The sequence below is a fragment of the Marinobacter sp. NSM genome, assembly GCF_052380025.1.
GTDB lineage: Bacteria > Pseudomonadota > Gammaproteobacteria > Pseudomonadales > Oleiphilaceae > Marinobacter.
Map to the genome: position 1 here is coordinate 32,922 of NZ_JBQTCK010000003.1, position 21,429 is coordinate 54,350.

General features: G+C 59.6%; 23 protein-coding genes. 10 read left to right on the plus strand and 13 right to left on the minus strand.

Going from position 1 to position 21,429, the window contains the following annotated elements; genetic code table 11:
* The first annotated feature begins 67 nt into the window (after positions 1-67).
* Together ACTZWX_RS07815 and ACTZWX_RS07820 are read left to right on the plus strand one after the other, a co-directional pair.
* Positions 68-211, plus strand: coding sequence for a DUF2256 domain-containing protein (locus tag ACTZWX_RS07815; RefSeq protein ID WP_072676429.1), 144 nt, complete (start codon positions 68-70; stop codon positions 209-211).
* Entirely contained in the window at positions 208-1,728 is a 1,521-nt protein-coding gene (locus tag ACTZWX_RS07820; protein WP_444713452.1) for an FAD-binding domain-containing protein, read from the plus strand. Before ACTZWX_RS07815 ends, ACTZWX_RS07820 begins: the two co-directional genes overlap by 4 nt.
* Here the strand turns inward: ACTZWX_RS07820 and ACTZWX_RS07825 are convergent.
* From ACTZWX_RS07825 to ACTZWX_RS07865, 9 genes are read right to left on the minus strand one after another with little or no spacing between them, the layout of a single operon-like run.
* Entirely contained in the window at positions 1,711-3,189 is a 1,479-nt protein-coding gene (locus tag ACTZWX_RS07825; protein WP_444713453.1) for a complex I subunit 5 family protein, read from the minus strand. The genes ACTZWX_RS07820 and ACTZWX_RS07825 overlap by 18 nt on opposite strands.
* Entirely contained in the window at positions 3,189-4,685 is a 1,497-nt protein-coding gene (locus tag ACTZWX_RS07830) for a complex I subunit 5 family protein (RefSeq protein ID WP_444713454.1), read from the minus strand. Before ACTZWX_RS07830 ends, ACTZWX_RS07825 begins: the two co-directional genes overlap by 1 nt.
* Positions 4,682-6,148 carry a complex I subunit 5 family protein gene (locus ACTZWX_RS07835; RefSeq protein WP_444713455.1) on the minus strand — a complete coding sequence of 489 codons (1,467 nt, stop codon included), beginning with the start codon at positions 6,146-6,148 and terminating at the stop codon, positions 4,682-4,684. The genes ACTZWX_RS07830 and ACTZWX_RS07835 overlap by 4 nt, the downstream gene beginning before the upstream one ends.
* Positions 6,145-6,495: an NADH-quinone oxidoreductase subunit K gene (locus ACTZWX_RS07840; RefSeq protein WP_444713456.1), complete on the minus strand. Its 351-nt coding sequence runs from the start codon at positions 6,493-6,495 to the stop codon at positions 6,145-6,147. The genes ACTZWX_RS07835 and ACTZWX_RS07840 overlap by 4 nt, the downstream gene beginning before the upstream one ends.
* A complete protein-coding gene (locus ACTZWX_RS07845) occupies positions 6,492-7,193 on the minus strand; it encodes an MnhB domain-containing protein (protein WP_444713457.1) in 702 nt (233 codons plus the stop codon). Before ACTZWX_RS07845 ends, ACTZWX_RS07840 begins: the two co-directional genes overlap by 4 nt.
* A complete protein-coding gene (locus ACTZWX_RS07850; protein ID WP_444713458.1) occupies positions 7,190-7,474 on the minus strand; it encodes a Na(+)/H(+) antiporter subunit B in 285 nt (94 codons plus the stop codon). Before ACTZWX_RS07850 ends, ACTZWX_RS07845 begins: the two co-directional genes overlap by 4 nt.
* On the minus strand, positions 7,467-7,787 hold the full coding sequence (locus ACTZWX_RS07855; protein WP_444713459.1) for a cation:proton antiporter: 321 nt from the start codon (positions 7,785-7,787) through the stop codon (positions 7,467-7,469). The genes ACTZWX_RS07850 and ACTZWX_RS07855 overlap by 8 nt, the downstream gene beginning before the upstream one ends.
* On the minus strand, positions 7,780-8,070 hold the full coding sequence (locus ACTZWX_RS07860; RefSeq protein ID WP_444713460.1) for a monovalent cation/H+ antiporter complex subunit F: 291 nt from the start codon (positions 8,068-8,070) through the stop codon (positions 7,780-7,782). Before ACTZWX_RS07860 ends, ACTZWX_RS07855 begins: the two co-directional genes overlap by 8 nt.
* Complete coding sequence (locus ACTZWX_RS07865; protein ID WP_444713461.1) at positions 8,067-8,582, minus strand: Na+/H+ antiporter subunit E; 516 nt, start codon at positions 8,580-8,582, stop codon at positions 8,067-8,069. The genes ACTZWX_RS07860 and ACTZWX_RS07865 overlap by 4 nt, the downstream gene beginning before the upstream one ends.
* Before the next feature lie 202 nt (positions 8,583-8,784).
* On the opposite strand from ACTZWX_RS07865, the gene cadR reads away from it, so the two are divergent.
* Positions 8,785-9,234, plus strand: coding sequence for a Cd(II)/Pb(II)-responsive transcriptional regulator (gene cadR / locus ACTZWX_RS07870; RefSeq protein ID WP_444713462.1), 450 nt, complete (start codon positions 8,785-8,787; stop codon positions 9,232-9,234).
* Between the two features lie 75 nt (positions 9,235-9,309).
* The gene (locus ACTZWX_RS07875) at positions 9,310-9,951 is read left to right on the plus strand and encodes a cation transporter (RefSeq protein WP_444713463.1); all 642 of its coding nucleotides are present in this window, start codon (positions 9,310-9,312) and stop codon (positions 9,949-9,951) included.
* Between the two features lie 5 nt (positions 9,952-9,956).
* Here ACTZWX_RS07875 and ACTZWX_RS07880 read toward each other — a convergent pair whose 3' ends face one another.
* Together ACTZWX_RS07880 and ACTZWX_RS07885 are read right to left on the minus strand one after the other, a co-directional pair.
* Entirely contained in the window at positions 9,957-10,442 is a 486-nt protein-coding gene (locus ACTZWX_RS07880; RefSeq protein WP_444713464.1) for a DUF6174 domain-containing protein, read from the minus strand.
* Positions 10,415-12,058: a M12 family metallo-peptidase gene (locus tag ACTZWX_RS07885; RefSeq protein WP_444713465.1), complete on the minus strand. Its 1,644-nt coding sequence runs from the start codon at positions 12,056-12,058 to the stop codon at positions 10,415-10,417. The genes ACTZWX_RS07880 and ACTZWX_RS07885 overlap by 28 nt, the downstream gene beginning before the upstream one ends.
* A gap of 113 nt (positions 12,059-12,171) precedes the next feature.
* On the opposite strand from ACTZWX_RS07885, the gene rrtA reads away from it, so the two are divergent.
* The gene (gene rrtA, locus ACTZWX_RS07890; protein ID WP_444713466.1) at positions 12,172-12,753 is read left to right on the plus strand and encodes a rhombosortase; all 582 of its coding nucleotides are present in this window, start codon (positions 12,172-12,174) and stop codon (positions 12,751-12,753) included.
* On the opposite strand, the gene ACTZWX_RS07895 is transcribed toward rrtA, so the two are convergent.
* Positions 12,716-13,639 (minus strand): AEC family transporter, encoded by a 924-nt coding sequence (locus ACTZWX_RS07895; RefSeq protein ID WP_444713467.1) that lies wholly within the window; start codon positions 13,637-13,639, stop codon positions 12,716-12,718. The genes rrtA and ACTZWX_RS07895 overlap by 38 nt on opposite strands.
* 395 nt (positions 13,640-14,034) lie before the next feature.
* Here ACTZWX_RS07895 and ACTZWX_RS07900 point away from each other — a divergent pair, with 395 nt between their 5' ends.
* From ACTZWX_RS07900 to ACTZWX_RS07910, 3 genes are all read left to right on the plus strand, one after another.
* Positions 14,035-14,733, plus strand: a complete 699-nt coding sequence (locus ACTZWX_RS07900; RefSeq protein WP_444713468.1) for a Crp/Fnr family transcriptional regulator — start codon at positions 14,035-14,037, stop codon at positions 14,731-14,733.
* A gap of 198 nt (positions 14,734-14,931) precedes the next feature.
* Positions 14,932-17,430 carry a hypothetical protein gene (locus ACTZWX_RS07905; protein WP_444713469.1) on the plus strand — a complete coding sequence of 833 codons (2,499 nt, stop codon included), beginning with the start codon at positions 14,932-14,934 and terminating at the stop codon, positions 17,428-17,430.
* Positions 17,431-17,450: 20 nt separating this feature from the next.
* Positions 17,451-18,977 (plus strand): OmpP1/FadL family transporter, encoded by a 1,527-nt coding sequence (locus tag ACTZWX_RS07910; protein WP_444713470.1) that lies wholly within the window; start codon positions 17,451-17,453, stop codon positions 18,975-18,977.
* A gap of 87 nt (positions 18,978-19,064) precedes the next feature.
* Here ACTZWX_RS07910 and wrbA read toward each other — a convergent pair whose 3' ends face one another.
* Positions 19,065-19,664 carry an NAD(P)H:quinone oxidoreductase gene (gene wrbA / locus ACTZWX_RS07915; RefSeq protein ID WP_444713471.1) on the minus strand — a complete coding sequence of 200 codons (600 nt, stop codon included), beginning with the start codon at positions 19,662-19,664 and terminating at the stop codon, positions 19,065-19,067.
* A gap of 199 nt (positions 19,665-19,863) precedes the next feature.
* Here wrbA and trhA point away from each other — a divergent pair, with 199 nt between their 5' ends.
* Entirely contained in the window at positions 19,864-20,529 is a 666-nt protein-coding gene (gene trhA / locus ACTZWX_RS07920; RefSeq protein ID WP_444713472.1) for a PAQR family membrane homeostasis protein TrhA, read from the plus strand.
* Positions 20,530-20,545: 16 nt separating this feature from the next.
* Complete coding sequence (locus ACTZWX_RS07925) at positions 20,546-21,166, plus strand: NnrS family protein (RefSeq protein ID WP_444713473.1); 621 nt, start codon at positions 20,546-20,548, stop codon at positions 21,164-21,166.
* Positions 21,167-21,429 lie beyond the last annotated feature (263 nt).

A 21,429-nucleotide genomic window follows, 5' to 3' on the forward strand; every position in this document is an offset into this window, starting at 1 on the left:
CAAAACCTTTGCCGTTTCAGTCACGTATATCTGCCCACATTCATACAGTTAAAACCAAAAATCGCGAATGCACAAAAAACCACACTTGCCCGAGAAAACCTGCCCGGTGTGCCAGCGCCCTTTCAACTGGCGCAAGAAATGGGCAAAAGACTGGGACCAGGTTCGCTATTGCAGCGAACGGTGCCGCCGCAACCGGAGCCCGCAACCATGACCACCGTGGTCTGGTTCAAGAGGGATTTGCGCACCCGCGATCACGCCCCGCTGGTGGCGGCCGCCAATCTGGGGGAACCGGTTATTGCGCTGTATGTGATTGAAGACGACTACTGGCAGCAACCGGATACCAGCGGGCGGCAATGGTGCTTTATCCAGGATTCCCTGGATGACCTGAATAAGCAGCTGCGCAAAGCGGGCAACCAACTGGTAGTGTTGCGAGGGTCCGTCATCGAAGCCCTGAGCGAGCTCAAGGCAAGCCATGCCATTGAGCGTGTATTTTGCCATCAGGAAACCGGCGGGCAATGGACCTTCGAGCGCGACAAGTCGGTTATCGAATGGTGTTCTGAACATCAGATAGAGTTCAGGGAGTGGAACCAGTTCGGGGTGGTACGCCGGCTCAAAGACCGGGACATATGGGATAAAGCCTGGACAGAACTGATGAGGCAGCCCGTACTTGAGGCACCTGGCTCCGTGCCCCTTGCCGGCGCCATCCAAAGTGTAGCCTGGCGCGGTATCGAACCCGGCGCCACCGCAGCAGACCGGTGCCCGGATCGGCAAACCGGTGGCAGCATTCGCGGCGAGACGTTACTGACGTCGTTTCTGGAACGCCGCTGCGTGGGTTACCAGTACAACATTTCCAGCCCCAATACCGCCGTGCGCGCCTGCTCCCGGCTGAGCCCTCATATCGCCTATGGCACGGTCAGCCTCCGGGAAATTTACCAACAGGCCAAGGCTGCCGGCAATCACAGTAATACCCTGCCCCGGAAACAGAAAAGCCTGACCAGCTTTCGCTCCCGGTTGCACTGGCATTGCCACTTTATCCAGAAACTCGAAGACGAACCGGAGCTGGAATTCCGCGCCATGCACCGGGAACTGGAGGGCATGAAAAGCGGGCCAAACGATTCAGAGCGGTTGCAGCGCTGGCAGCAAGGGCAGACAGGTTGGCCGCTGGTGGATGCCTGCATGCGCTCCCTTCAACACACCGGCTGGATTAACTTCCGGATGCGGGCGATGCTGATGGCCATAGCCAGTTATCAACTCTGGCTGCACTGGCGTGATCCGGCCTTACACCTGGCCCGGTTGTTCACCGATTTCGAGCCGGGCATTCACTATTCCCAGACCCAGATGCAATCCGGCCTGACCGGCATCAACGCCCTGCGCATCTATAACCCGGCTCTGCAAAGCCAGAAGCTGGACCCGAACGGCGAATTTATTCGCCGCTGGATTCCGGAACTGGCAGGAGTTCCCGCGGAAATGATCCATACACCCTGGTTAATGACGCCCGCCCAGAAAGCGAAATTCGGCGGCAACACCTACATTGCCCCGGTGTGTGACCATGAACAGGCCGCCAGGGCGGCGCGTAAAGCGGTGGGGGACTTTCGCAAGCAGCACGTCAGTCGGGAAGAAACCGACCGGGTGCTGCACCGCCACGGCAGCCGCAAGGGGCCACACCAAACACGGCCGAAAGCCGTCAGCAAGCAACCGCCTGACAACCAGCTATCGCTGTTTGACTGAACGCCAGGCCACCGCTGCTATGACCGTGGCCAACAGAATGGGCCAGAACAGGCTCCAGGCTTCCCGGACCATGGCAACCAGCCAGGCTTTCTCAGGCACTGCCGGGTGCCAGGGCAACCACCAGAACAACACCAGACTGGCGGCGGTTGCCATTGCCCAGCCAAGCCACATAAACGCCGGGTTACCGCCCACCCTGGCGTGAGCCCGCTGCACCCAGAGAAAACGCCACACCAGTACCATAGTGGCCACGGCACCCGCACTCATCAGCATTAGCAGGTAAGGTGCCATCGCAAACTCGAGGCTATCCGGCTTGAGCAGTTCCTTCATGGCCAGCTTGCTAGCCGCACCACTGGTGAACGGCAAGCCGGCCAGAGACAATCCCGGCAGTGCTATCAGCAACCACACCAGCCACTGTCCACTGCGGCTGGACGGCAGTGCCATGGCGGTCGACAGGAACAGGCTGCCCTTGGCCAAGCCATGATGCAGCACGTACAGCGCCATCACCGCAAACAGCGGGCCCGCATACTCCGCATTGGTCAGCGCCGCGCCCACCATCAGTGTCATCAGACCCATCTGGCTAATGCTGGAATAGGCCAACACGGTTTTTGGGCGCCGCTGGCGAACACCCAGCACAGCACCACCCAGAGAACCGACGGCGCCCAGGATCACCAGCGCATTACCCCAGCCCGGCAACGCCACCTCACCAAACGGCAAAGTGACCAGCCAACCCAACAGGCCGGCTTTGATCATGGCGCCACTGAGCACCGCACTGGCTGGCGTCGGCGCTACCGGATGGGCCAAGGGCAACCAGAAATGCAGCAATGGCAAGCCCGCCTTAACCCCGAACCCCGCCAACAACAGGAACATGATCAACCAACGCCGGTCGGCCTCCGCCACAGCGGCAGGCAGATCGGCCAACAAGCCACTACCTGCCTGCTGGGCGGCCATCAGCAGGCCCGACAGAATTGCCATTTCACCCACAACCGCCATGGCCAGGTAGACGCGCCCCGCGTGGTTGGCCTCTCCCGTTCCCTCGTGCACCACCAGGCCATAACCGGCAAAGGTCATCAAGGCGAAGAAGCTATAGAAGCTGGCAATATCCTGAGCCATCACCAGCCCCAGATTCCCGGCCAGGGTCAGCGCCCAGAACACACAGAAACGCCGCAGGTAATGCACCTTCAGATAGCCGACAGCGAAGACACCGGCCGCCAGCCAAAGCATTGCCGTCAGAACCAGAAATACCTGGCGCAGCTCATCCAGCCCCCACAGGCCGCCGAACAGCAGCCCCGGCAGTTCAAGGGACGCGTCTGGCCCCAATGTCAGGCCTGCCAACAAGGCGGGCAAGGGCAACACTGGCAAACAGTAGCGATAAGCCTGCTGCCAATCGGGGCGCAGCGCCAGTAGCAACGAGGCCAGCGGCAGGATAATCGCCAACAACAGCAAGAGGTTTGACGCAAACATCACAGCGTCACCTCACGCACCACGATCAGTTCTGCCCAACTCAAGGGGCTGAACGGCAAGTTAGCAATCAGCCCTGCTACCACCATCAAAACGGCCGTGATAAGCGGCGGCCATAGCAGCCAGGCGCTGGTTTCAAGGCGTCCCCAACGGCGCTCGTGGGGCCACGGCTCGCTCTGCTCGGCAAACCAGAGCCGGTGTAGTATCGGGAGGAAGTAGGCAGCATTAAGCAGGCTGCTGATCACCAGCACCGCTACTACCCAGTCCATACCGACCGCGAGTGCACCGCTGCCCATGGTCCATTTGGTAATAAACCCCGCCAACGGTGGGGCACCAATCATGCCAAAGGCGCCCAGGGTAAACGCCACCGAAGTGCCCGGCATGCGTTTGCCTGCGCCGTCCAGTTCATCGATGCGGTGCACTCCGAGGGTTTCAGCATAATTACCAGCACAGAAAAACAGGGTGATCTTCATGATGCCCTGATGCACCAGATGCACCAGGCCACCGACCACCCCCACCGGCCCGAACAGGCACAACCCCAGCACGATATAGGACACCTGGCTGACCGTTGAAAACGCCAGCCGACGTTTCAGGTCAACCTGGTACAGGGCACGCGTGGAGCCATAGATAATGGTGAAGGCGGCCACGACCGAAAGCCCGGCCAGCAGCCCCATGTCTTTCGCCGCTTCCAACCCGTAGATCTCAAAGACCACACGAATAATGCCAAAGGCACCAGCCTTCACCACCGCCACGGCATGCAGCAGGGCACTGACCGGTGCCGGGGCTACCATGGCCTGGGGCAGCCAGCCGTGGAATGGTACCAGGGCCGCCTTTACCCCCAGCCCGACGATCATCAGCACGAAAATGATCGTCAGAGGCCCCTGCATTGGTGGGGCAATGTCTGAGAAGTAGCCCCCTTCCCGGAACCTGAGATCCCCTACCAGACCATGCAGCCAGGCAATGGCAAACAGCAACACCGCGCCACCGGTCAGCGTGTAGATGATGTAGTTCCGCCCGGCCCGCAATGCTTTGGGGGTGCCACGATGCACCACCAGCGGATAGGTGGAAAGGGTGAGCATTTCGTAGAACAGAAAGAAGGTGAACAGGTTGCCCGCAAGGGCAATACCCATGGTGCTGGCCACACACAGGCTGAAAAAACCGAAGAACCGGCTCCGGTTCGGGGAGTCCTCGAGATAGCCAACGGCATAGATGGTGGTCAGTAACCACAGTACGGCAGACAACCCGGCAAACAACAGCGACAGCGCATCGGCCCTCAGCACGAATTCCACACCGGGCACCATGGTGAACGCGGCCTCGTACTCGCGCCCCTGGGCCACACCCCAGATCATCACGCCCACCAGGGCAATCTTCAGAATAGCGGCGGCCAGGTTAATGATGGTTCTCAGGCGGTGCCCTTTCTCCGGCAACGCGAACAGAACCACCGACGCCAGCAACGAGGTCATCAGCGCAAAGACCGGCATTAACACGCTCAGGTTCATGGGCCGGCCCCCTCAAACGGCAGTGACATCACCGACAACACCGGCTCCGCCACCAGGCCAAGGCCAAGCGACATCAACGCCAGAATCATCGGTATCACCTCCAGGCTCCTGGACGGGTGATAGAACTGGTCAGTGTCTGTCGCTTCAATGAACGACGCCCGGTAAACCCGGAAGACATAGGCGGCAGAAAGCAAACCACCCGCCAGCAGAACCCCCAGCCACCACCATTGGCCACTGGCCAGGCTGGCCTGGAGCAGCAACCATTTGGCGGCAAAGCCTCCGGTAGGCGGTAGCCCCATCAACGACACGCCAGCCAGGCCAAAGGAAAACAGCGAGAATGGCAGGAACCGGCTAACCCCCGCCAGGGCATCCACCCGGTTACTGCCTACCGACATGATCAGGTTGCCTGCGGCCAGGAACATCGCGGCCTTGGCCAGGGCATGGCTGACCACCTGCAGGGTAATGCCCTGTTGCGCCTGTTGGGATATGGCGTCGGTGACGCCCCAGGTGAGCGGGAACAGCAAAAACAGATAGCCAATCTGCGCCACGGAGGAATAGGCAACCACCTGTTTCAGTTTGGCCTGCCGGAACGCCAGCCAACTCCCCCAGATAACCGCCAGACTTCCCAGCACGCCTATCAACTGAGCCAGGGCGTAGCCACCCAGGTCGCGGCCGAGGTCCAGCCAAAGCCTGGCTGCAATGTAGAACGAGGCTTTGACCACTAACGCAGACAACAGCGCACTGACCGGCGACTTGGCGATGCCATGGGCCGGCGGCAACCAACCGTGCATCGGGAACAACGCGGTTTTCAGGGCCAGGCCCAGCAGCATCAGGATCAGCGGAAAGGTCAGGCCCGACTGAACATCACCGCTATTCATCAGCTCGGTCACGCCTGCCAGCGACAGGGTGCCAAACTGGCCGTAAATCAGGGCCACACCAAGCAGGTACGCCAGGGAACCCAGCAAAGCCGCCATCAGGTAGCGAATGGCAGCCCTGAGTGCATCCGCCCGGCCGCCCAACGCCACCAGTCCCACGGCGGCAAGGCTGATCAGCTCCAGCCCCACATACAGATTGAACAGATCGCCGCCCAGCCAGACCGCGTTCAGCCCGGCCCAAAGAAACCAGAACAGCGGCCAGAAATACCGGTGCCACGGCTTGCCGGGGGCCAGGTAGATGCTGGCGTGCCAGCCGCAAGCGGCCGCTACCAGAGACGTCAGCAACACGAAGGTTACCGCCAGGCCATCCACACGCAGCTCAATGCCCAGTGGCGCCTGCCAACCACCGAGCAGGTAAAGAAAACCGCCCTCGCTGGCCACGGCGGCCCACAAGCCCAGAGACACCAACACCTGCACCAGGATACCAAGCCAGGTCACCACCCGGCCTTTGCTGAAATCCAGCAACAGGGTCAGCACTGCCCAGGCCAGGGGTGTGAACAGCAATCCCGCCATTAACCACAGTGTCATTCGGCTGTGCCCTCCCGGTTCACAGCCCGAGCATTGGGCCGGGTGCTCTTCGCGGCAGGCTCGGCCAGCGTGGTCTGGCCTGACAAATGGTAGTACCGGCGGATTAACACCACCGCCAGTGCTGTTGCTGCAATAGCCACCACAATGCCGGTGAGCACCAGAGCCTGGGGCACAGGATCTGGCTCACCGTTGCGCTGAGCCAGACCAACCATGATCAGAAATACGCCGGAACCGATCAGGTTGAACGCCATCAACTTGCGCAGCAGGTGCTGCAGGCGCAGAAACCCGAACAGGCCAATACCACATAAGGCAACGCCAGCGAATGCATACAACAGGGCCGAGGTCATCCGCGCTCCCCTTCTTCCGGTTCTTCAGCGCCGTTAACCGGTGCCGACACAAACAGAGCCAGCAATACCATCGCAATGGAGAACGTAAGCACGGTTTCGATGACCAGGATCAGAGGTTTGTTAAAGGCTTCCGGGTACGCGAGGAAGGCATCGCCGGCCAGGGCACTGGCCACTGCCACCAGCAGAAATACGGAAAAGCCCAGCGCCAGCCCCAAACGCAACAACACGCCGGGGCGCAGAAACTCCATCGGGATCCCGCCAAGACGCATCATCACGCCCGACGCCGCCAACACGGCCCCGGCCTGGAACGCTCCCCCGGGGCGGTCGGAACCCGCCCACAACAGGTAGCCGGCAAGTACCAGCATCAGCGGCACAAACCAGCGCTGCAGGGCATACAACAAGGAATCTGAAGTGCGCAGGAGAGGATCTTCCAGGGACGTCGTTTTCGCCATGGAGATACCCGCAATCCCGGCGATGACCAACACGCCGATCTCAAGCAGCGTGTCGTAACTGCGAAAGTTCAACAACACAGCGGTGATCGGATGCTCTACTCCACTGGCCTCAAGGTTATCCGCCAGCAATCCGGGCAAGTCGACCGGCGCCCGGGTACCGGAAATCTGCCAGACCGTGATCAACAGCGTACCAGCAAAGGCCAGGCACACGGCAGCGAGGATGGTAACGCCAAAAAAACGCCTCATCCCGACGCCCCGCCTTGGTCATCGTCTTCACCACCGCAACGCCGGTTGTACCCCAAATGCCTGGCCGCATCCAGCAGCAACACGCCTGCCAGGCCGGCACCGATGGCGGCTTCTGCCAGTGCAATGTCCGGGGCCTGAAGGCGAACCCAGGCCAGAGCCATCAGCAAGCCAAAGGCGATAAACATGACCACCGCCCGGAACAGGTTGCGGGACCACAAAACCCCGACCGCGGTCGTCAACAACGCCAGCACCAAGATGGAATCCACCAGCCACTCAATCATCGGCTGACTCCTCAACCGCGGAATGCTCCGGGCGCACATGCACTGCGCGGGCAATCAGATGAGCAGACGTTGCGCTGGCAGCAAGAGCTGCCGCCCAGATCAGCACCATTTTCAGGCCACCCGCCAACGACGGTGCCAGTGGCAAAAGCGCCAGCACAATAAAGCCCAACCCGAGGTTGTCCACCTTGGTCAGAGCATGGATACGAGTCAGGGTGTCGGAGAATCGGAACAGACCGAGGGTGCCCACGGCAAAAAACAGACAACCGAGAACCAACAACACCACCTGAACCGCAAACATGGCTGAATCAATCATGGCGGCCTCCGTCATCATCCAAGGGCTGTTCGATGCGCACCACCCGGGTCACAAACGCCACGATCGCGAGTACCGACAACACCGCCAGTGTCAGCGCCACATCCATCAGTGCGGGCATGGATTGGGCGTAGGACAGCACCAGTAACAGAGCCACACCGGTTGTGCCGAACAGTTGTGATGCCAGCATCCGGTCGGCCGGGGCCGGCCCCCGCCAGATGCGGATCAGGGCTATCAGCAGGGTCAGCAACAGGAAGGCGGCAACGGCATTGAGTATCAGGGTCACCGTACCGTCCTCCCGATGTCGTCCAGGGAGAGTCCGAAAACCCGCGCCACCTGCCGCTCAGTCTCCCGCACGTCCTGCTCTACTGGCTCTCGGGTATCCAGACAGTGCAGGGTCAGTTGGTCGCCCTCAAGCAACGCGCTCAGGGTACCGGGCATAAGGGACAGGGTGTTGGCCAGCAGCCAGCGAGGGCTGCCCTCGGGCAAGTGAAGGGTCAGGATGATTTCACCCGGGTGAACCGGCAAGGCGGGTGACAGCAAGCGCCGCGCGACATCCAGCCCGGCCACCACCGAGCGGGTGAGAAAGTAACCGAGAAACGACAGCAGCCCAAGGGGCTGGGGGCGGTAGCCGGATGGGGGAAACAGGCGTACCGACAGCCAGGCCACGAGGGCGGTCACCCCCAGGCCAAAACCCAGAGCAGACGTTTCACCGAGCGTTAGCGCCCACCAAACCACCAATAACGCAGCGCCACGAAGCAGCAAACTGACGGCGGGTAACGGTGGCGCTGACTGCATAGGGTCTCCTGTCCCGGGGTTCAACAGGGTCTTGGTTCGCTAACTCCCTGTTAAAGTTCCCAAAAGCCTAACACAGTCTGCCGACGGAACCAGAACCGAGAAGGCAATTAAACGGCGGTTTCAAATTGTCGCCATAAACGCGAGAATTGATTGAGATCATCCGTTGGGCGAACAAACATCCAGACATGGGCGGGGCCTGAGCATGAAAATCGGCGAGTTATCAAAGACAGCGGGCCTTCCGGTGGAGACCATTCGCTACTACGAAAAAATCGGCCTGATGCCCGAGCCAGGCCGCAATGCCAGCGGCTATCGCCAATACCGGCGTGATCACCTTGATCGATTGCTGTTCATCAAACGCTGCCGCAATCTGGACATGACCCAGGACGAAATCCGGGAACTGATCCAGCTTACCAACCAGCCCGAGGCGGACTGCGGCGAGGTAGATGCCTTGCTTGCCAGACACCTGCACCATGTACGGGAGCGTCTCGCGGAACTGACCCGGTTGGAGAAGACGCTGGAACGACTGCAACAGGCCTGCTCTCGGGGGAGAACCGTCAGCGAATGCGGGATTCTGGATGGTCTTAACTCAGAAATCGGTCAACTTGAAGGTAACCACCATGCTAACCACGTTCCCGGCACCCATGGAAAATAATCTCAGCTGAAGAGTTGACCCTGTAGCAACTTCAGGGTTTTCAATAGAGACAACCTGATTCAAAGGAGGTCTCTGATGGCATGCAGCTGTTCCGTACCGGAACCCCAAGGCCCGGCTCCGGGCTTTCGTAAAGCGCTCTGGATTGCCCTGTGGGTGAATCTCGCCATGTTCTTCGTGGAAGGCCTGGCAAGCCTTCAGTCCGGCTCCGTCGCACTCATGGCGGACGCCATCGACTTCTTTGGCGACAGCGCCAACTACCTGCTTTCCCTGAGTGTGCTGAGCATGGGCATGCTCTGGCGTGGGCGGGCGGCCTTGGTCAAAGGATTAACCATGGCTACCTTTGGTCTGGTGGTCTGGGGCCGCGCCATCTGGGTGCTCCAGAGCGGCGTTACACCGGAGCCACTGACCATGGGGCTTGTCGGGTTACTGGCCCTGGCGGCCAACGTAGGTGTGGCCGTTATGCTGTTCAAGTTCCGGGAGGGTGATTCCGATATGCGCTCGGTCTGGCTTTGCAGCCGTAACGATGCCATCGGCAATCTGGCGGTGATGGGCGCAGCCCTGGGCGTATTTGGCACCGGCTCCGCCTGGCCGGACCTGATTGTGGCGGGCATTATGGGCACCCTGGCCCTGACCGCAGGTATCAGCGTGGTTCGCCATGCCCGGTCAGACATCGCCAATGCCCGAGCTGCAAACCGGCTGGTCGCCCAGGAAAACTGAGGCGATCAGTAGGCCTGGAAGTCGGTCAGCCGGTAGGAAAATTCATCATCTGCGATTAACGGGCTGTAGTCGACTTCCAGCGATACCGGGAAGCCATAGTGCGGATCGTATTCCACCAACAGTTTGTCGGCACTGCCCCGGGCCTGCTCTACCAGGTCCAGCAAACCTTCGATGGTGAGCCTGCGCTCATCCAGAATGTCCGGGTGGTTGAGGGGTTGCCCCAGCCCCTCAATGTCGATCACCCTGCCCTCCCTGACCGTCACGCGCATGGGTTGCAGTAGGTCCGGTGGGCAGAAACAGGTTTGTTCGATGGTGACTTCGTAGCCCTTTACCCCCTGGGACTGCCAGAGGGCCCTGGCCTCTTCAATAGTGCTTACCGGGCTCATGTCTTTGTCTTTGCCTGCACCCGCACAACCCGCCAGCAGCAAGGATAGAATGACTGCACCAAATACCGGAGCCTGTTTCACACTGCCCTCCTGCGCTGACGCCATTTCAGGGCTCCTGCTGCGGCAGCCATAACCAACCAGCCAAGTCCGACACTGCCACCACCGCTACCGCCGCCGGAGTCCACTGAGGCGTTGTTGCCGGTTTGGTCCGGGTTGGCACGAACGATAGTGCCGCCATCCCCCGTTTGCTCGCCGCCACTGTCCGGCTCTGACTCCGTTGCCGGCTCCACGCTGAAGCGGCTCGCCAGCCGATTGTTCTCCGGCCGGACATCCAGAACCTCACCGTTCAGGCTGATCAGCGAAACCTGCTGCGAGATCACCAGCTCTTCACCGGTCCCGGCCAGCCCTTGAATAACCAGAGCCATATTACTCGCGCCCGGAACCACGTCTTTGCAACGATAGGTGCTACCGTCCGTCTCACACGCCGCACCTTCGATGGTCACCAGCTCAAACGCGGCACCGGCACCTTCGATCTCGCCAGAGACTTCCAGCCAATCCGCAGATTGGGACGCCTGCTCGTAGGCCACGTCAAAGTAGGCCACAAAACTCTCAGCGCTAACCAAAGCCTCAGGATTAGATTCGCCCTCAGCCAGGGAAACATCCGCCGGGAAATTGAAGCACTGGTCCAGGGAGGTGCGGTTGTTGATGGTGGATATAAAGCTGGATTCTGAGCAATTTGAAAAACTCGTGGCGTTCTTATTGGCCCAGGAACTCATGATGTAGCCGCCCTCACAACTGTTGCCGTCGCCGTCATGACCAGAACCCAGGTTGTGTCCAAGTTCATGGGCCACCACCACAGCGGTCAGCACATTCGAGTCAAAGGCATTGGTCACCCCGGTGCCATAGCCATGGGCACTGCACAAGGTTCCGACCCAGGCCAGACCAGCCGTAGAGCCATCGAAGTCTCGGCCACTGATCAGATGAAACAATGCCCTCTCGTTTTGCTGAAAAGGCAGGCTACCATCGGCTACCTTGGCTCGAACATCATTCAGGAGATCACTGGCGCTGGTTGAGGTCGTGAACACTTCCGACTGCAGAAACGTCATGCTAAGGGTATCCAGCCCAATGCCCAGTTGCTCGAAATAGAACCCTTCCACCATGTTCAGAATACTGAGCGCACGGTCCTGGTAATCGCCCGGGAACCGGTCCTGAAACTGCCTATCAAACGCCACTTCCAGCTCCAGCAGCAGGCAGGCACCGGCCACCCGGTTCTCGCACAGGCTGTCGTAACTGGCAGACACCGCCTGTGCCATCATCGGCGACATGATCGAGTCCGGAGAGATTTCTGCCTCGGTGTGGGCGTGGTCAAGGCCGCACTGGGGGGCGCTCTGGAAGCTGAAGCTCTGATTGGCCAGCTGGTTGCGGGCGGAGTCACCGCCAACCGCGTGCATTCGCCCGAAGACATAAGCCAGCCCCTCCCAGCCGCCGTCGAGGCGCGAGACCCGGACCCAGCTTTGCGGGTCTTCGGCCACCTGTCCCCGGTAGTGATGCCCTTTGGTCTGTTGCGCCAGGGCCGAGGCCAGCCGTTCATTGCTGGTCAAGGCAACATCGTAGCTCTGGCCATCAATCCACAGTTGCAGTGAATCGGTTGATTCTGCGTTGGCCGGCAAGGCCATCAGCAGGAGCACCATGGTGGTCATCAAACGGAACTTACGTATCACGGGGAAGATCCCTTTCTGTTCAGACTTCAAGATTTCGCGCAAACTAGAGACAGTAGAACCGGGAGGCCAGCCAGTTACCGTAACGGTCTGTATTTATGAGGAGTGTGTCCCACTTGGGGTATCGAACGGTTAACAAGCCCGCACTGGCACTGATGGCCCTGCTGGCCATTCTGTGCCTTGCGCCGGCCAGCAGCCTTGAGTGGCGGCCAGACCTTGCTCATTCCGGCGAATGGTGGCGACTGGTCACCGGCCATCTGGTTCATTTGAACGGTTGGCACCTGGTGCTCAACCTTGCGGGGCTTGCCCTGGTGCTGGCCCTCTACCCACGCTTTCTGCCACTACTAACCCTGTCCATCGCCCTGATCTGGCTGGCAATTTTTATTTCCCTGGGGCTTCTGTTACTGCTGCCGGAGCTGCCCGGCTACCGGGGCTTTTCCGGCTGCCTGCACGGGCTGGCGGCGCTCCTTGCTGTCCGTAGTTTTAGGGAAGATTGGGTGTTGTCGGCCAGCATGCTTGTCTTGCTGGCCGGCAAACTGGTGATGGAGTCTGCCGGGCTGGGCCTTGCCGATACCGCCAACTTCATCGGGGGGCCGGTGGTCTGGCAGGCTCATGCCCTGGGTTTCGCTGGCGGGATAGTATTTGCCGGGCTGAGCCAGATCACGCTCCGAACGCCAAGGCAATCATCACCGGAATAAAGCCGAGCGCAAACAGCGTACTGAGCAATGTGGTGCCTGCCGCCTGCCGGGGCGCGGCGTCCAGCAGGGTCGCGATCACGACCGTGTTCGCGGCAATCGGGGTGATGGAAATCAGGAAAATGGCCTGGTGCACCGCCAGGTCGTAGATGCCCAGCAGATGGGCATCCAGCCACCAGAACGCCAGCGCCAGCAAAGGCCAGCTGACGAACTTGCCAAAGAAGGCCAGGCCGGTGAACACCGGATTGCCGGCCAGGCCCCGGAAACTCAGTATGCCCATGCCGATGATCATCATGCCCAGAATACTGTAGGCGCCGCGCAGGTTATCGAACAACGGCACGAACGCCTCCGGAATCGACACCCCCGACAGATTCAACGCCACTGCTGCGACAAACGCATACACCGACGGCAGTCTCGCCACCCGCACCAGTGCATCGCGAATGCTGTACTTGCCCCTTGCCGCCAGATAGAACCCCACCGAATTCTCAAACAGCGTGGTGCCCAGCATGCAGACGATGTAGAGCGCCAGGCCCTGTTCACCAAACAGCAGCAGGGCGACGGGTATCCCGAAATAACCCGTGTTGCCGGTACCCACCGATAACGGGATGACCGGCGCACTACCATCGGTCAGCAATCGGCGGGCAATGGCCAGGTGGACCAGGGCAATCAGGGTGCAGAAACCGAACACCAGGGCGGGCAACAGAATGACCTGGGGCGTCAGCGGTGCCGCCATGACACCAGAGAACACCACTGAAGGCGTCACGATGTAAAGCATGATCCCGGCGATATGTTTTCCACTGGCCTCCAGATAGCGCCCGGCAACCCAGCCGAGCGCAACGGTGACATACAGGGGAAGAAGTTTTACAAACAATGCCAGCGCGGCCGCCATGGAGTCTCCAAAAGACGATCTTTTACCTCAAGCGCAGCAGTCTACCACCTGTGTATGAAGATGCCCTCTGGCAAGTTCAATGTGTGGAACAAGATTAACTGCAAGGAGGGAACCCGCTACTGAGTGGCTTTCTAATCCCTTAGCCTTCAAGATTGTGCCTTTGCCACAGGTGGGGAGGCTCTTTCCGAAACTGTGCGGAGCCATGGATGGCGGTGCCCAAGCGCCACATGGATGTGCCGCAGGAGCGTGTTTCGGGAGGAGGATCCCCACCTGTGGCTTGCTCCGAATCTGACGGCTTATCGATTCAGTCAAATATCCTTAATGATTTAAGTCATTTTGGATGTTTGTTTTGTGGTGGGATAATTGACCTACGCCAATGTCGCGAAGGTTAGATTATGAACAGCAGTTTCAGGCCACCAATGGCCTCCGCACCCTGCTTACTGGGTGATGAAACCAACGAGATCATCCGCTACGACGCTGCCCCGGCGGAAGTGACCTTGTTAAATGGCCTGAGCCACGCCTTCGGAATCTGCCTGAATGAAAAACAGGACAACCCCGAAGCCCGGTTCCTGAGTGACCTCGCCCGCCTGTTCGACCAGAAACGAATCGACGCCGAAACGCCACTGGAAAAGCACGACCGCCCCTGGGCCAATGTATATCTCATCCAGTACGGCATCCTCAGGCTGTTCAGGGAATCTCCGACCGGCAAAGTCGCCATTCACCACTTCTTCACAGAAGGCGACCTGATCTGGCCAGTGTTCGGGCGCAGCCGCACCGTGCGCAATACCCTGTGCCTTACCAGTGTACTGCCCGCCACCGTCTGGGTTGCCGATTTCGCTGCCTTCCGTTCCGCCATCCAGAGCCACGGTGATGGGCTATGGGCCAGGTTTGCCCTGGTGCTGACCGAGGAAATGGCAGAGCTCACCAGCATGCGGGAATATCGCAAACACACCATGTCGGCCCGGGAACGCTATACGCTGCTGGTTGATGAGTACCCGGAACTGATCAGGCGGGTGCCGGATAACCAGCTTGCCTCGTGGCTTGGTGTTGTACCTGCCACCTTCTCCCGGCTGAAAACCGCTGCAAAGGCATGAACCGGCCAATTTGAGACATAAAGCACAAATACGCTGAAACACCGGTATGCCAACGGCTCAGCACCTCCAAGTTATCTGATTATGCCGTTCTGACGCACCCCCATGCCGATCAGGCCAATAAACCCCTGCACCCAATACGTAACATCCTGTTCCGTTCTGTAAACAAATACGAAAAGCCGTAATGTGGGGTGTTGCACAATGAAGTTGCAGTCAAGCCGTCTGCCGGTTGCTTCAGTCAAAGGACTACTGGCAAGTTCCATTGCAATCATGCTGACCGGGTGCCTGAGCACAGGAGGTGAAGCCACTTCCAACGATGCCACGGGCTCAGGCAGCGGTTCAGGAGATCAGGGTGAACGCGCGTTCTCCACAGTAAACGTCGCCTTTGACCCAGCCAACCAGGTTCTGCCATTTCCCACCAACCTGCTGTTCGAGGCCGACGCTTCCGCTGCGAAAGACGGCACCATTAACGCGCCGGTAGCCGACCCGGAGGCTTCTTCCGCCGCACTGGCCCAAGGCCTGAACGAACTGGACGGTTTCTCCACCATCGCCCCCTGGCGGGTCGCCTTTACCGGTGATGTGGATGCCGCCAGCCTGCAGGCAGGCGACACCGTTCGGGTTTTCCGGATGATCACGACCGGTGACACCTATCCGGAGCGGGTTCAGCCCACAGCCGTAGACCGTGAGCTGGAACCGGAAACCGATTACCGCGTGCAATACAACGCCGAGGCGCGCGAGCTGTTGATCATCCCCACTCGCGCCCTGGACAAAGGCACCAGCTACACCGCGGTGATTACCAAGGGCGTACTGGACCCGGAAGGCGCCCTGGTTGGCAGCCCACTGCAATGGTCCATTGCCAAGGGCACCAACCTGCTGGACCAGTGCGACAGCCCGGACCGGTCCGACCCAGCCCTGTTGCAGTGCACCACCAACCCGGCCATAGCGCCGTTGGTGGACGATAGCCGTTTCGGCCTGGGCCGGGATGATCTGTTGCTGGGCTGGGGTGTGACCACGCAGCAGCAGGATGACACCTTCCTGGCGGCCGCCAAGGCCATCAAGAACAATCAGCTTTCGATGCCGGGCAATGGCGATACAACCTGCCAGACCGCCATCTGTTTTCTGACCATTGGCTCGCTGCTCGGCCAGGACGCACCAAAAGCACCGGGTGATAAAGCCATAGTCTACCCTGGCACGATTCAGCTGCCATCCTTCATTGCAACGCCTGAAAATACCGACATCTGGGGCAATACGCCGGCAACCGACGACGCTGTCCTGTCAACCAAATGGACCTGCGAAGCCGGCAGCTGCAACTCGGACGATGCCCGCGGCCTCAGCAACAGTGATAATGCCCAGGCACCACAACTGACAACCTGGAATACGGTTCCCGTGGTACTTGCCGTACCAGACCCAAGCGCATCCGGGGTGCCAGCGCGGCCTGCGGGTGGTTACCCTCTGGTGATGTTCCAACACGCCATCCAACAGGACAGAACCAATGCCCTGGCCATTGCTTCTGAGCTGGCCCGAAAAGGTTTCGCGGTGATTGCCATCGACATGCCCCTGCACGGGCTGGTGCGCAACCAGTTGCCGGCCGATGACAGCCGGCTGGCCCTGCACGCCGCCAACCTGAACGACCAGCTTTATAACTCATCGCTGAACGCCGCCAGGAACATCATTCCCCTTAAAATCGAGCGCACCTATTATCTGGACCTGACTGGCGCTGAAGACGACACAGCCGATGGCGTGATTGACGGTTCCGGCGCTCACTTCCTGAATCCGTCCCAGCCGCTCACCCAGCGCGACACCCTGCGCCAGGGTGGGCTGGATCTGGTTTCGCTTGCCCATTACATTCGCAGCGGCCAGATGAGCCAGTGCGGTATGGCCGATGCCCTGCTCGGTGAAGCGGGCCTGCTGAAAACCTGCAACGCCAGTCGCTTTAATATCAATCTATTCAACCACGTCAACTTTAACGAAATCCACTTCCTCGGCCATTCCGTGGGCAACATCGTTGCCGCACCCTTCCTGGCCCAGGACCCGGACATTCGCTCCGTTGCCATGCTGACCCCCACCGGCGGCATCATGGAAACCCTGGCTGCCTCTGACACCATCGGGCCACAGCTGGCTGCAGGCCTTGCAGAATCCGGCGTGTTTCCGGGCACAGAGGACTACTTCCGGTTCTTTGCCGTAGTGCAGGCCGCCATTGATTCGGTGGACCCGCTCAATCACGCCCAAGCCATCGCCAACCCGGTCGATGGCAATGGTGAGAGTTTCGCCCGCCCGGTATATCTCTCGCAGGTGGTTGGTAACGACGGCAGCCAGGCCAGCCCGTCTGACCTGGTGTTGCCACCCTCGGTTGACCAGAACGCACCGCTTGCCGGCAGCACCCCGCTGGCTAACGCCATGGGGCTGGAGTTTGTCCGCCAGGACAACCTGAACAATGGCAAGGTTAGCCCTTCAACCCGAGCCGACGGCACCACGCCGCCGGGCCTGCAAATTGCCGTGCCTTTCCGCTTCGGCGCCCACTCCTCGCCGCTGCTGCCAGACACCCTGGTAGACGACCCGCGCAGCGATGATCCCGACGCCACCGTGGCGCTGCCAAACGGCGAAGAGGTCCACTTTGAAATGCAGATGCAGGTGGCGAACTTCTTCAACACCCCGTCTGAACTCACCGTTATCGAAGAATTTATCGACGTTCGTCTCTGACCCGTTAACAGGACAGTATTATGTTTTCTGCAAACATTCCGCTGCGGGCATGGCTGCCCGTAGCCATCATGGCTGCTTCATCGACTGCACATGGCGCTGGTCTGGAACTGACCCAGCACGGCACCAAGGAAACAGGCCATGGCTTTGCCGGCACTGCGGCCCTGCTGGAAGATGCTTCGGTGGTTGCCCACAACCCCGCCGGACTGCTTCGGCTGACCGGTACACAGACCAGTCTTGGCGTCAGCGCCATCTACGCCGACCTGAACTACAACGTGCGCGTGCAGCGGGAAAAAATCGAGCTGCCCTACGGCCTTGATCCAACACCGGTGAGCGGCCCGGGCAATGCCACCAGCAAGGAAGTCTCCATCGCGCCGCACCTGTATCTGGCGCACCGGATCAGTGACGATGCCGCTGTGGGCGTCGGCATCTATGCACCCTTCGCCTCGGGCAGTGATTTTCCCGCCGGTTGGGCTGGGCGCTATCATTCCGAGGAAACCTCCCAGACTACGGTCAATATCAACCCGGTGTTCGCCTTCCGCGCTACCGACACGGTGACCGTTGGTTTTGGTGGCTTCATCCAGATGTATGACGCCAAGCTCACCAATCAGATTGATACCGGTTATCTGGTGGCGGAAGCCCTGGTGGATCGAGTTCGGAAACAGGAAGGCGAAGCCGCTGCCCGCGCCACGGCGGAAGATGCCGTCGCCCGCATTGGCTCTCAGTTCGATATCGAGAACGACATTGAAATCGACAGCATGGCCTTCGGCCTGAGCTTTGGCTTGTTGTGGGAATACAGCGACCGAACCCGTTTCGGGCTGAATTACCGCAGTCGCACCGAGCACGTGGCCACCGGCCAGGCCACGCGTAAAGAAGTGTTTGACCCGGAGTTCCGGGAACGCCTGGTACAGACGGTTCAGGGCTTCGCCAACATAACCGAGGAAGATGCCCGGGATGCCGTTGCCTCCGCGTTCGATGAGCGTGGCGCCCTGGGCGGCGACCTGGAATCCACCATCACCCTGCCCGATGTACTGACGCTGAGCGCATTCCATCAATGGACAGACCGCATAGCGGTGATGGGCAGCGTCACCTACACCAACTGGAGCGTGTATGACGAACTGCGTTTATCGTACGTAGACACCTCTGCCCGGGGTGGCTCAGACATTACCGAAAGCGGTGACGATGTGCGCCGGCGAGATCTGGTTCAGCCACTGGAATTTGAGGACAGTTACCGTTTCGGCGTTGGTGCCAGCTATGCATGGGATGACCGGTTAACCCTCCGGACCGGCGTCAGCTTTGACCAGAGCCCGCTGCGCAACTCGGATTTCCGCACCCCGCGGGGGCCGGATAACGACCGCTATATCGTCGGCCTGGGGGCCAGCTACCAATGGTGGGACAACCTGTCGGTTGATCTGGCCTACTCCTGGATTCGAATCACTGAAGGTGATGTAACCGCAGTGGAGAACCCGGCGGGCAGCAATCATCGGGCTATCGGCACCAGTGAAGGCACATTGCACAACCTGGCGGCCCAGTTGAACTATCGGTTCTGATCGCGCCGCAAAAAAACCGCCGGAAACAACAAGGGCAGAGGTCACCCCCTGCCCTTGTTCGCGTTTAACGAATCACAAATCCGTTAATCAGCCATGCAGCTTTACGGCCAGCTCCGCCACATGCTTGCCTTGATAGCGGGCAATGTTCAGCTCTTTCTCGCTGGGTTGGCGTGAACCGTCGCCACCGGCGATGGTGGAGGCACCGTAAGGCGTTCCGCCGTTCATTTCAGAGATGTCGAAGAAATCCGGAACGCCATATCCCAGGGGCACGATCACCATGCCGTGGTGGGCCAGCGTGGTCCAGAAGGAACTGATCGTGTGCTCCTGCCCGCCACCGGTACCGGTTGAGGTAAACACACTGGCCACTTTTCCGTGCAGTTTACCCTCGGCCCACAGTCCCCCGGTCTGATCCAGGAAAGTACGCATCTGGCCCGACATGTTGCCGAATCGGGTCGGCGTACCGAAGATGATGGCGTCATAGTCCGCCAGCTCAGCCGGGCTGGCTACCGGGGCAGACTGATCAACCTTACCGCCGGCATCCAGAAAGGTCTGGTCTGCCATGGTCTCGGGAACCCGCTTCACCACAACATCGGCGCCTGAAACGCTTCTTGCACCTTCAGCAACGGTGTTAGCCATGGTTTCCATGTGGCCATACATTGAGTAATAAAGAACGAGTACTTTTGCCATGGAATATTCTCCTGTGATCGCTATGCCTGACGACAGCTTAACGAGCAGAGGCAAAACAGGAAAACGGAAGATTTCCGGCAGGTCATTCAGTTTTTCTGAACATGGTCACAGGATGTTCATGGCATTTGTTTGCGTACACGTGTACGCTAAGCTGGATTATACTTTCAGCTCGTACAGACAACCTGAGATGAACGCATCTATGAACCAAGCCCAGACCACGGCAGAACCCCTCCATAACCGCATTGAGGAGTGGATTAACAGCGCTACCCACGGCCTGGGCGCTGTTCTCAGCGTTATCGGCACTGTCGCCCTGATAGTGGGTGCCAGCCAGATGGGGGATGTCTGGAAGATTATCAGCTTCAGCGTGTTCGGGGCATCTCTGATTCTGCTGTATATGGCCTCTGCGCTATACCACGGCACCCGCCATCCGAAGCTGAAAACCGCATTCAAAACCCTGGATCACTGCGCTATCTTTCTGTTAATAGCCGGCACCTACACACCTTTTTTGCTGGTCAATCTGCGCGGCGCCACCGGCTGGACGTTATTTGCAGTCATCTGGTCCCTGGCGCTGACCGGAGTGGTGCTGAAAGTGATCTTCAAGAACCGCTTCAAACTGGCCAGGGTGGGCATCTACGTGGCCATGGGCTGGCTGATCATCTTCGCCTCATCCGATCTGGTCGCCAACCTGAGCGAAACCGCCCTCTACCTGACCATCGCCGGGGGCATTGTCTATACCGCCGGCGTGGCGTTCTATCTGGCCGACCGCATTCCCTACATGCATGCCATCTGGCACCTGTTTGTGATCGGCGGCAGCGCCTGTCATTTCAGTGCCATCTATTTCGGTGTTCTGCCCCACACGGTCTGAAAAAGACGCCCACCGCATGAGTGCTTCGCAAAGCCCCGGACGAATCCACACCTTCTGGCTTTTCTTTCCCGCTGCCGCTCTGTGGGCCGCCATAGTGGTGCCGCTATCATTGTTTGCAGTGATGTCCGGAACCGGCTGGCCATCGGGCCTGTTGGGTGCCGGCCATGGGCACGAACTGGTTTTTGGCTTTGCCCTGGCGTTAATTGCCGGTTATACCCTCGGCCCGCAACCCTGGAGAATACTCGCGCCGCTGTTTGGTATCTGGCTGGCAGCCCGGTTCAGCTGGCTGCTGGCACCCGAGTGGCTGGTCAGTCAGCTGCTTAGCCCGGCCTTTGCCCTGTTACTGGCCTGGCAGGTAGTGCCGCGCTTTCAGGCTGCCAGGAAATGGCGTAACAAAATTGCCGGACCACTGATCCTGGCTCTGTGCCTGCTGGCATTGGCCTATGCCTTGGCTGAGTGGATGCCCGTGGCACTGCCCCAAAGAAGCCTGATGGACGTCGCCATTCTGGGCTTGCTGTTGCTGATGACATTTATGGGGGGCCGAATCATCGCGCCGGCGGTGGCTGGCCAGCGGCGTCTGGGCCCTGGCTTTTTCCGGTATGGCTTATCAGTTACTGGTGCTATTCCAACGCAGTAAACACAAGGCAAACCACGCCTGATAAGGCCTGGAAATGATAGGCTACCTCTACTGCACCAATTGCCTCCAGGCCTACCACCGATTAAGTACTACCACCCCAACCATTTGTTTTTAATAAATTTATCGAAGAATCAAACATCATCAACCCAGAGGCAATTTGCGGAGCACTCGTACGGCAGATTTTCCCTGATATTTATCAAGAATGGTTCCACGCCTTCGTTTGCACAATAGGCGCATCGTCCGTAAACCACGACGACCGTGGC

Excerpts from the sequence above, each read along its gene's own strand:
- ACTZWX_RS07815 (WP_072676429.1), top strand. The coding sequence starts at position 68 with ATGCACAAAAAACCACACTTGCCCGAGAAAACCTGCCCGGTGTGCCAG.
- ACTZWX_RS07820 (WP_444713452.1), top strand. The coding sequence starts at position 208 with ATGACCACCGTGGTCTGGTTCAAGAGGGATTTGCGCACCCGCGATCAC.
- ACTZWX_RS07825 (WP_444713453.1), bottom strand. The coding sequence starts at position 3,189 with ATGTTTGCGTCAAACCTCTTGCTGTTGTTGGCGATTATCCTGCCGCTG.
- ACTZWX_RS07830 (WP_444713454.1), bottom strand. The coding sequence starts at position 4,685 with ATGAACCTGAGCGTGTTAATGCCGGTCTTTGCGCTGATGACCTCGTTG.
- ACTZWX_RS07835 (WP_444713455.1), bottom strand. The coding sequence starts at position 6,148 with ATGACACTGTGGTTAATGGCGGGATTGCTGTTCACACCCCTGGCCTGG.
- ACTZWX_RS07840 (WP_444713456.1), bottom strand. The coding sequence starts at position 6,495 with ATGACCTCGGCCCTGTTGTATGCATTCGCTGGCGTTGCCTTATGTGGT.
- ACTZWX_RS07845 (WP_444713457.1), bottom strand. The coding sequence starts at position 7,193 with ATGAGGCGTTTTTTTGGCGTTACCATCCTCGCTGCCGTGTGCCTGGCC.
- ACTZWX_RS07850 (WP_444713458.1), bottom strand. The coding sequence starts at position 7,474 with ATGATTGAGTGGCTGGTGGATTCCATCTTGGTGCTGGCGTTGTTGACG.
- ACTZWX_RS07855 (WP_444713459.1), bottom strand. The coding sequence starts at position 7,787 with ATGATTGATTCAGCCATGTTTGCGGTTCAGGTGGTGTTGTTGGTTCTC.
- ACTZWX_RS07865 (WP_444713461.1), bottom strand. The coding sequence starts at position 8,582 with ATGCAGTCAGCGCCACCGTTACCCGCCGTCAGTTTGCTGCTTCGTGGC.
- cadR (WP_444713462.1), top strand. The coding sequence starts at position 8,785 with ATGAAAATCGGCGAGTTATCAAAGACAGCGGGCCTTCCGGTGGAGACC.
- ACTZWX_RS07875 (WP_444713463.1), top strand. The coding sequence starts at position 9,310 with ATGGCATGCAGCTGTTCCGTACCGGAACCCCAAGGCCCGGCTCCGGGC.
- ACTZWX_RS07880 (WP_444713464.1), bottom strand. The coding sequence starts at position 10,442 with ATGGCGTCAGCGCAGGAGGGCAGTGTGAAACAGGCTCCGGTATTTGGT.
- ACTZWX_RS07895 (WP_444713467.1), bottom strand. The coding sequence starts at position 13,639 with ATGGCGGCCGCGCTGGCATTGTTTGTAAAACTTCTTCCCCTGTATGTC.
- ACTZWX_RS07900 (WP_444713468.1), top strand. The coding sequence starts at position 14,035 with ATGAACAGCAGTTTCAGGCCACCAATGGCCTCCGCACCCTGCTTACTG.
- ACTZWX_RS07905 (WP_444713469.1), top strand. The coding sequence starts at position 14,932 with ATGAAGTTGCAGTCAAGCCGTCTGCCGGTTGCTTCAGTCAAAGGACTA.
- ACTZWX_RS07910 (WP_444713470.1), top strand. The coding sequence starts at position 17,451 with ATGTTTTCTGCAAACATTCCGCTGCGGGCATGGCTGCCCGTAGCCATC.
- wrbA (WP_444713471.1), bottom strand. The coding sequence starts at position 19,664 with ATGGCAAAAGTACTCGTTCTTTATTACTCAATGTATGGCCACATGGAA.
- trhA (WP_444713472.1), top strand. The coding sequence starts at position 19,864 with ATGAACCAAGCCCAGACCACGGCAGAACCCCTCCATAACCGCATTGAG.
- ACTZWX_RS07925 (WP_444713473.1), top strand. The coding sequence starts at position 20,546 with ATGAGTGCTTCGCAAAGCCCCGGACGAATCCACACCTTCTGGCTTTTC.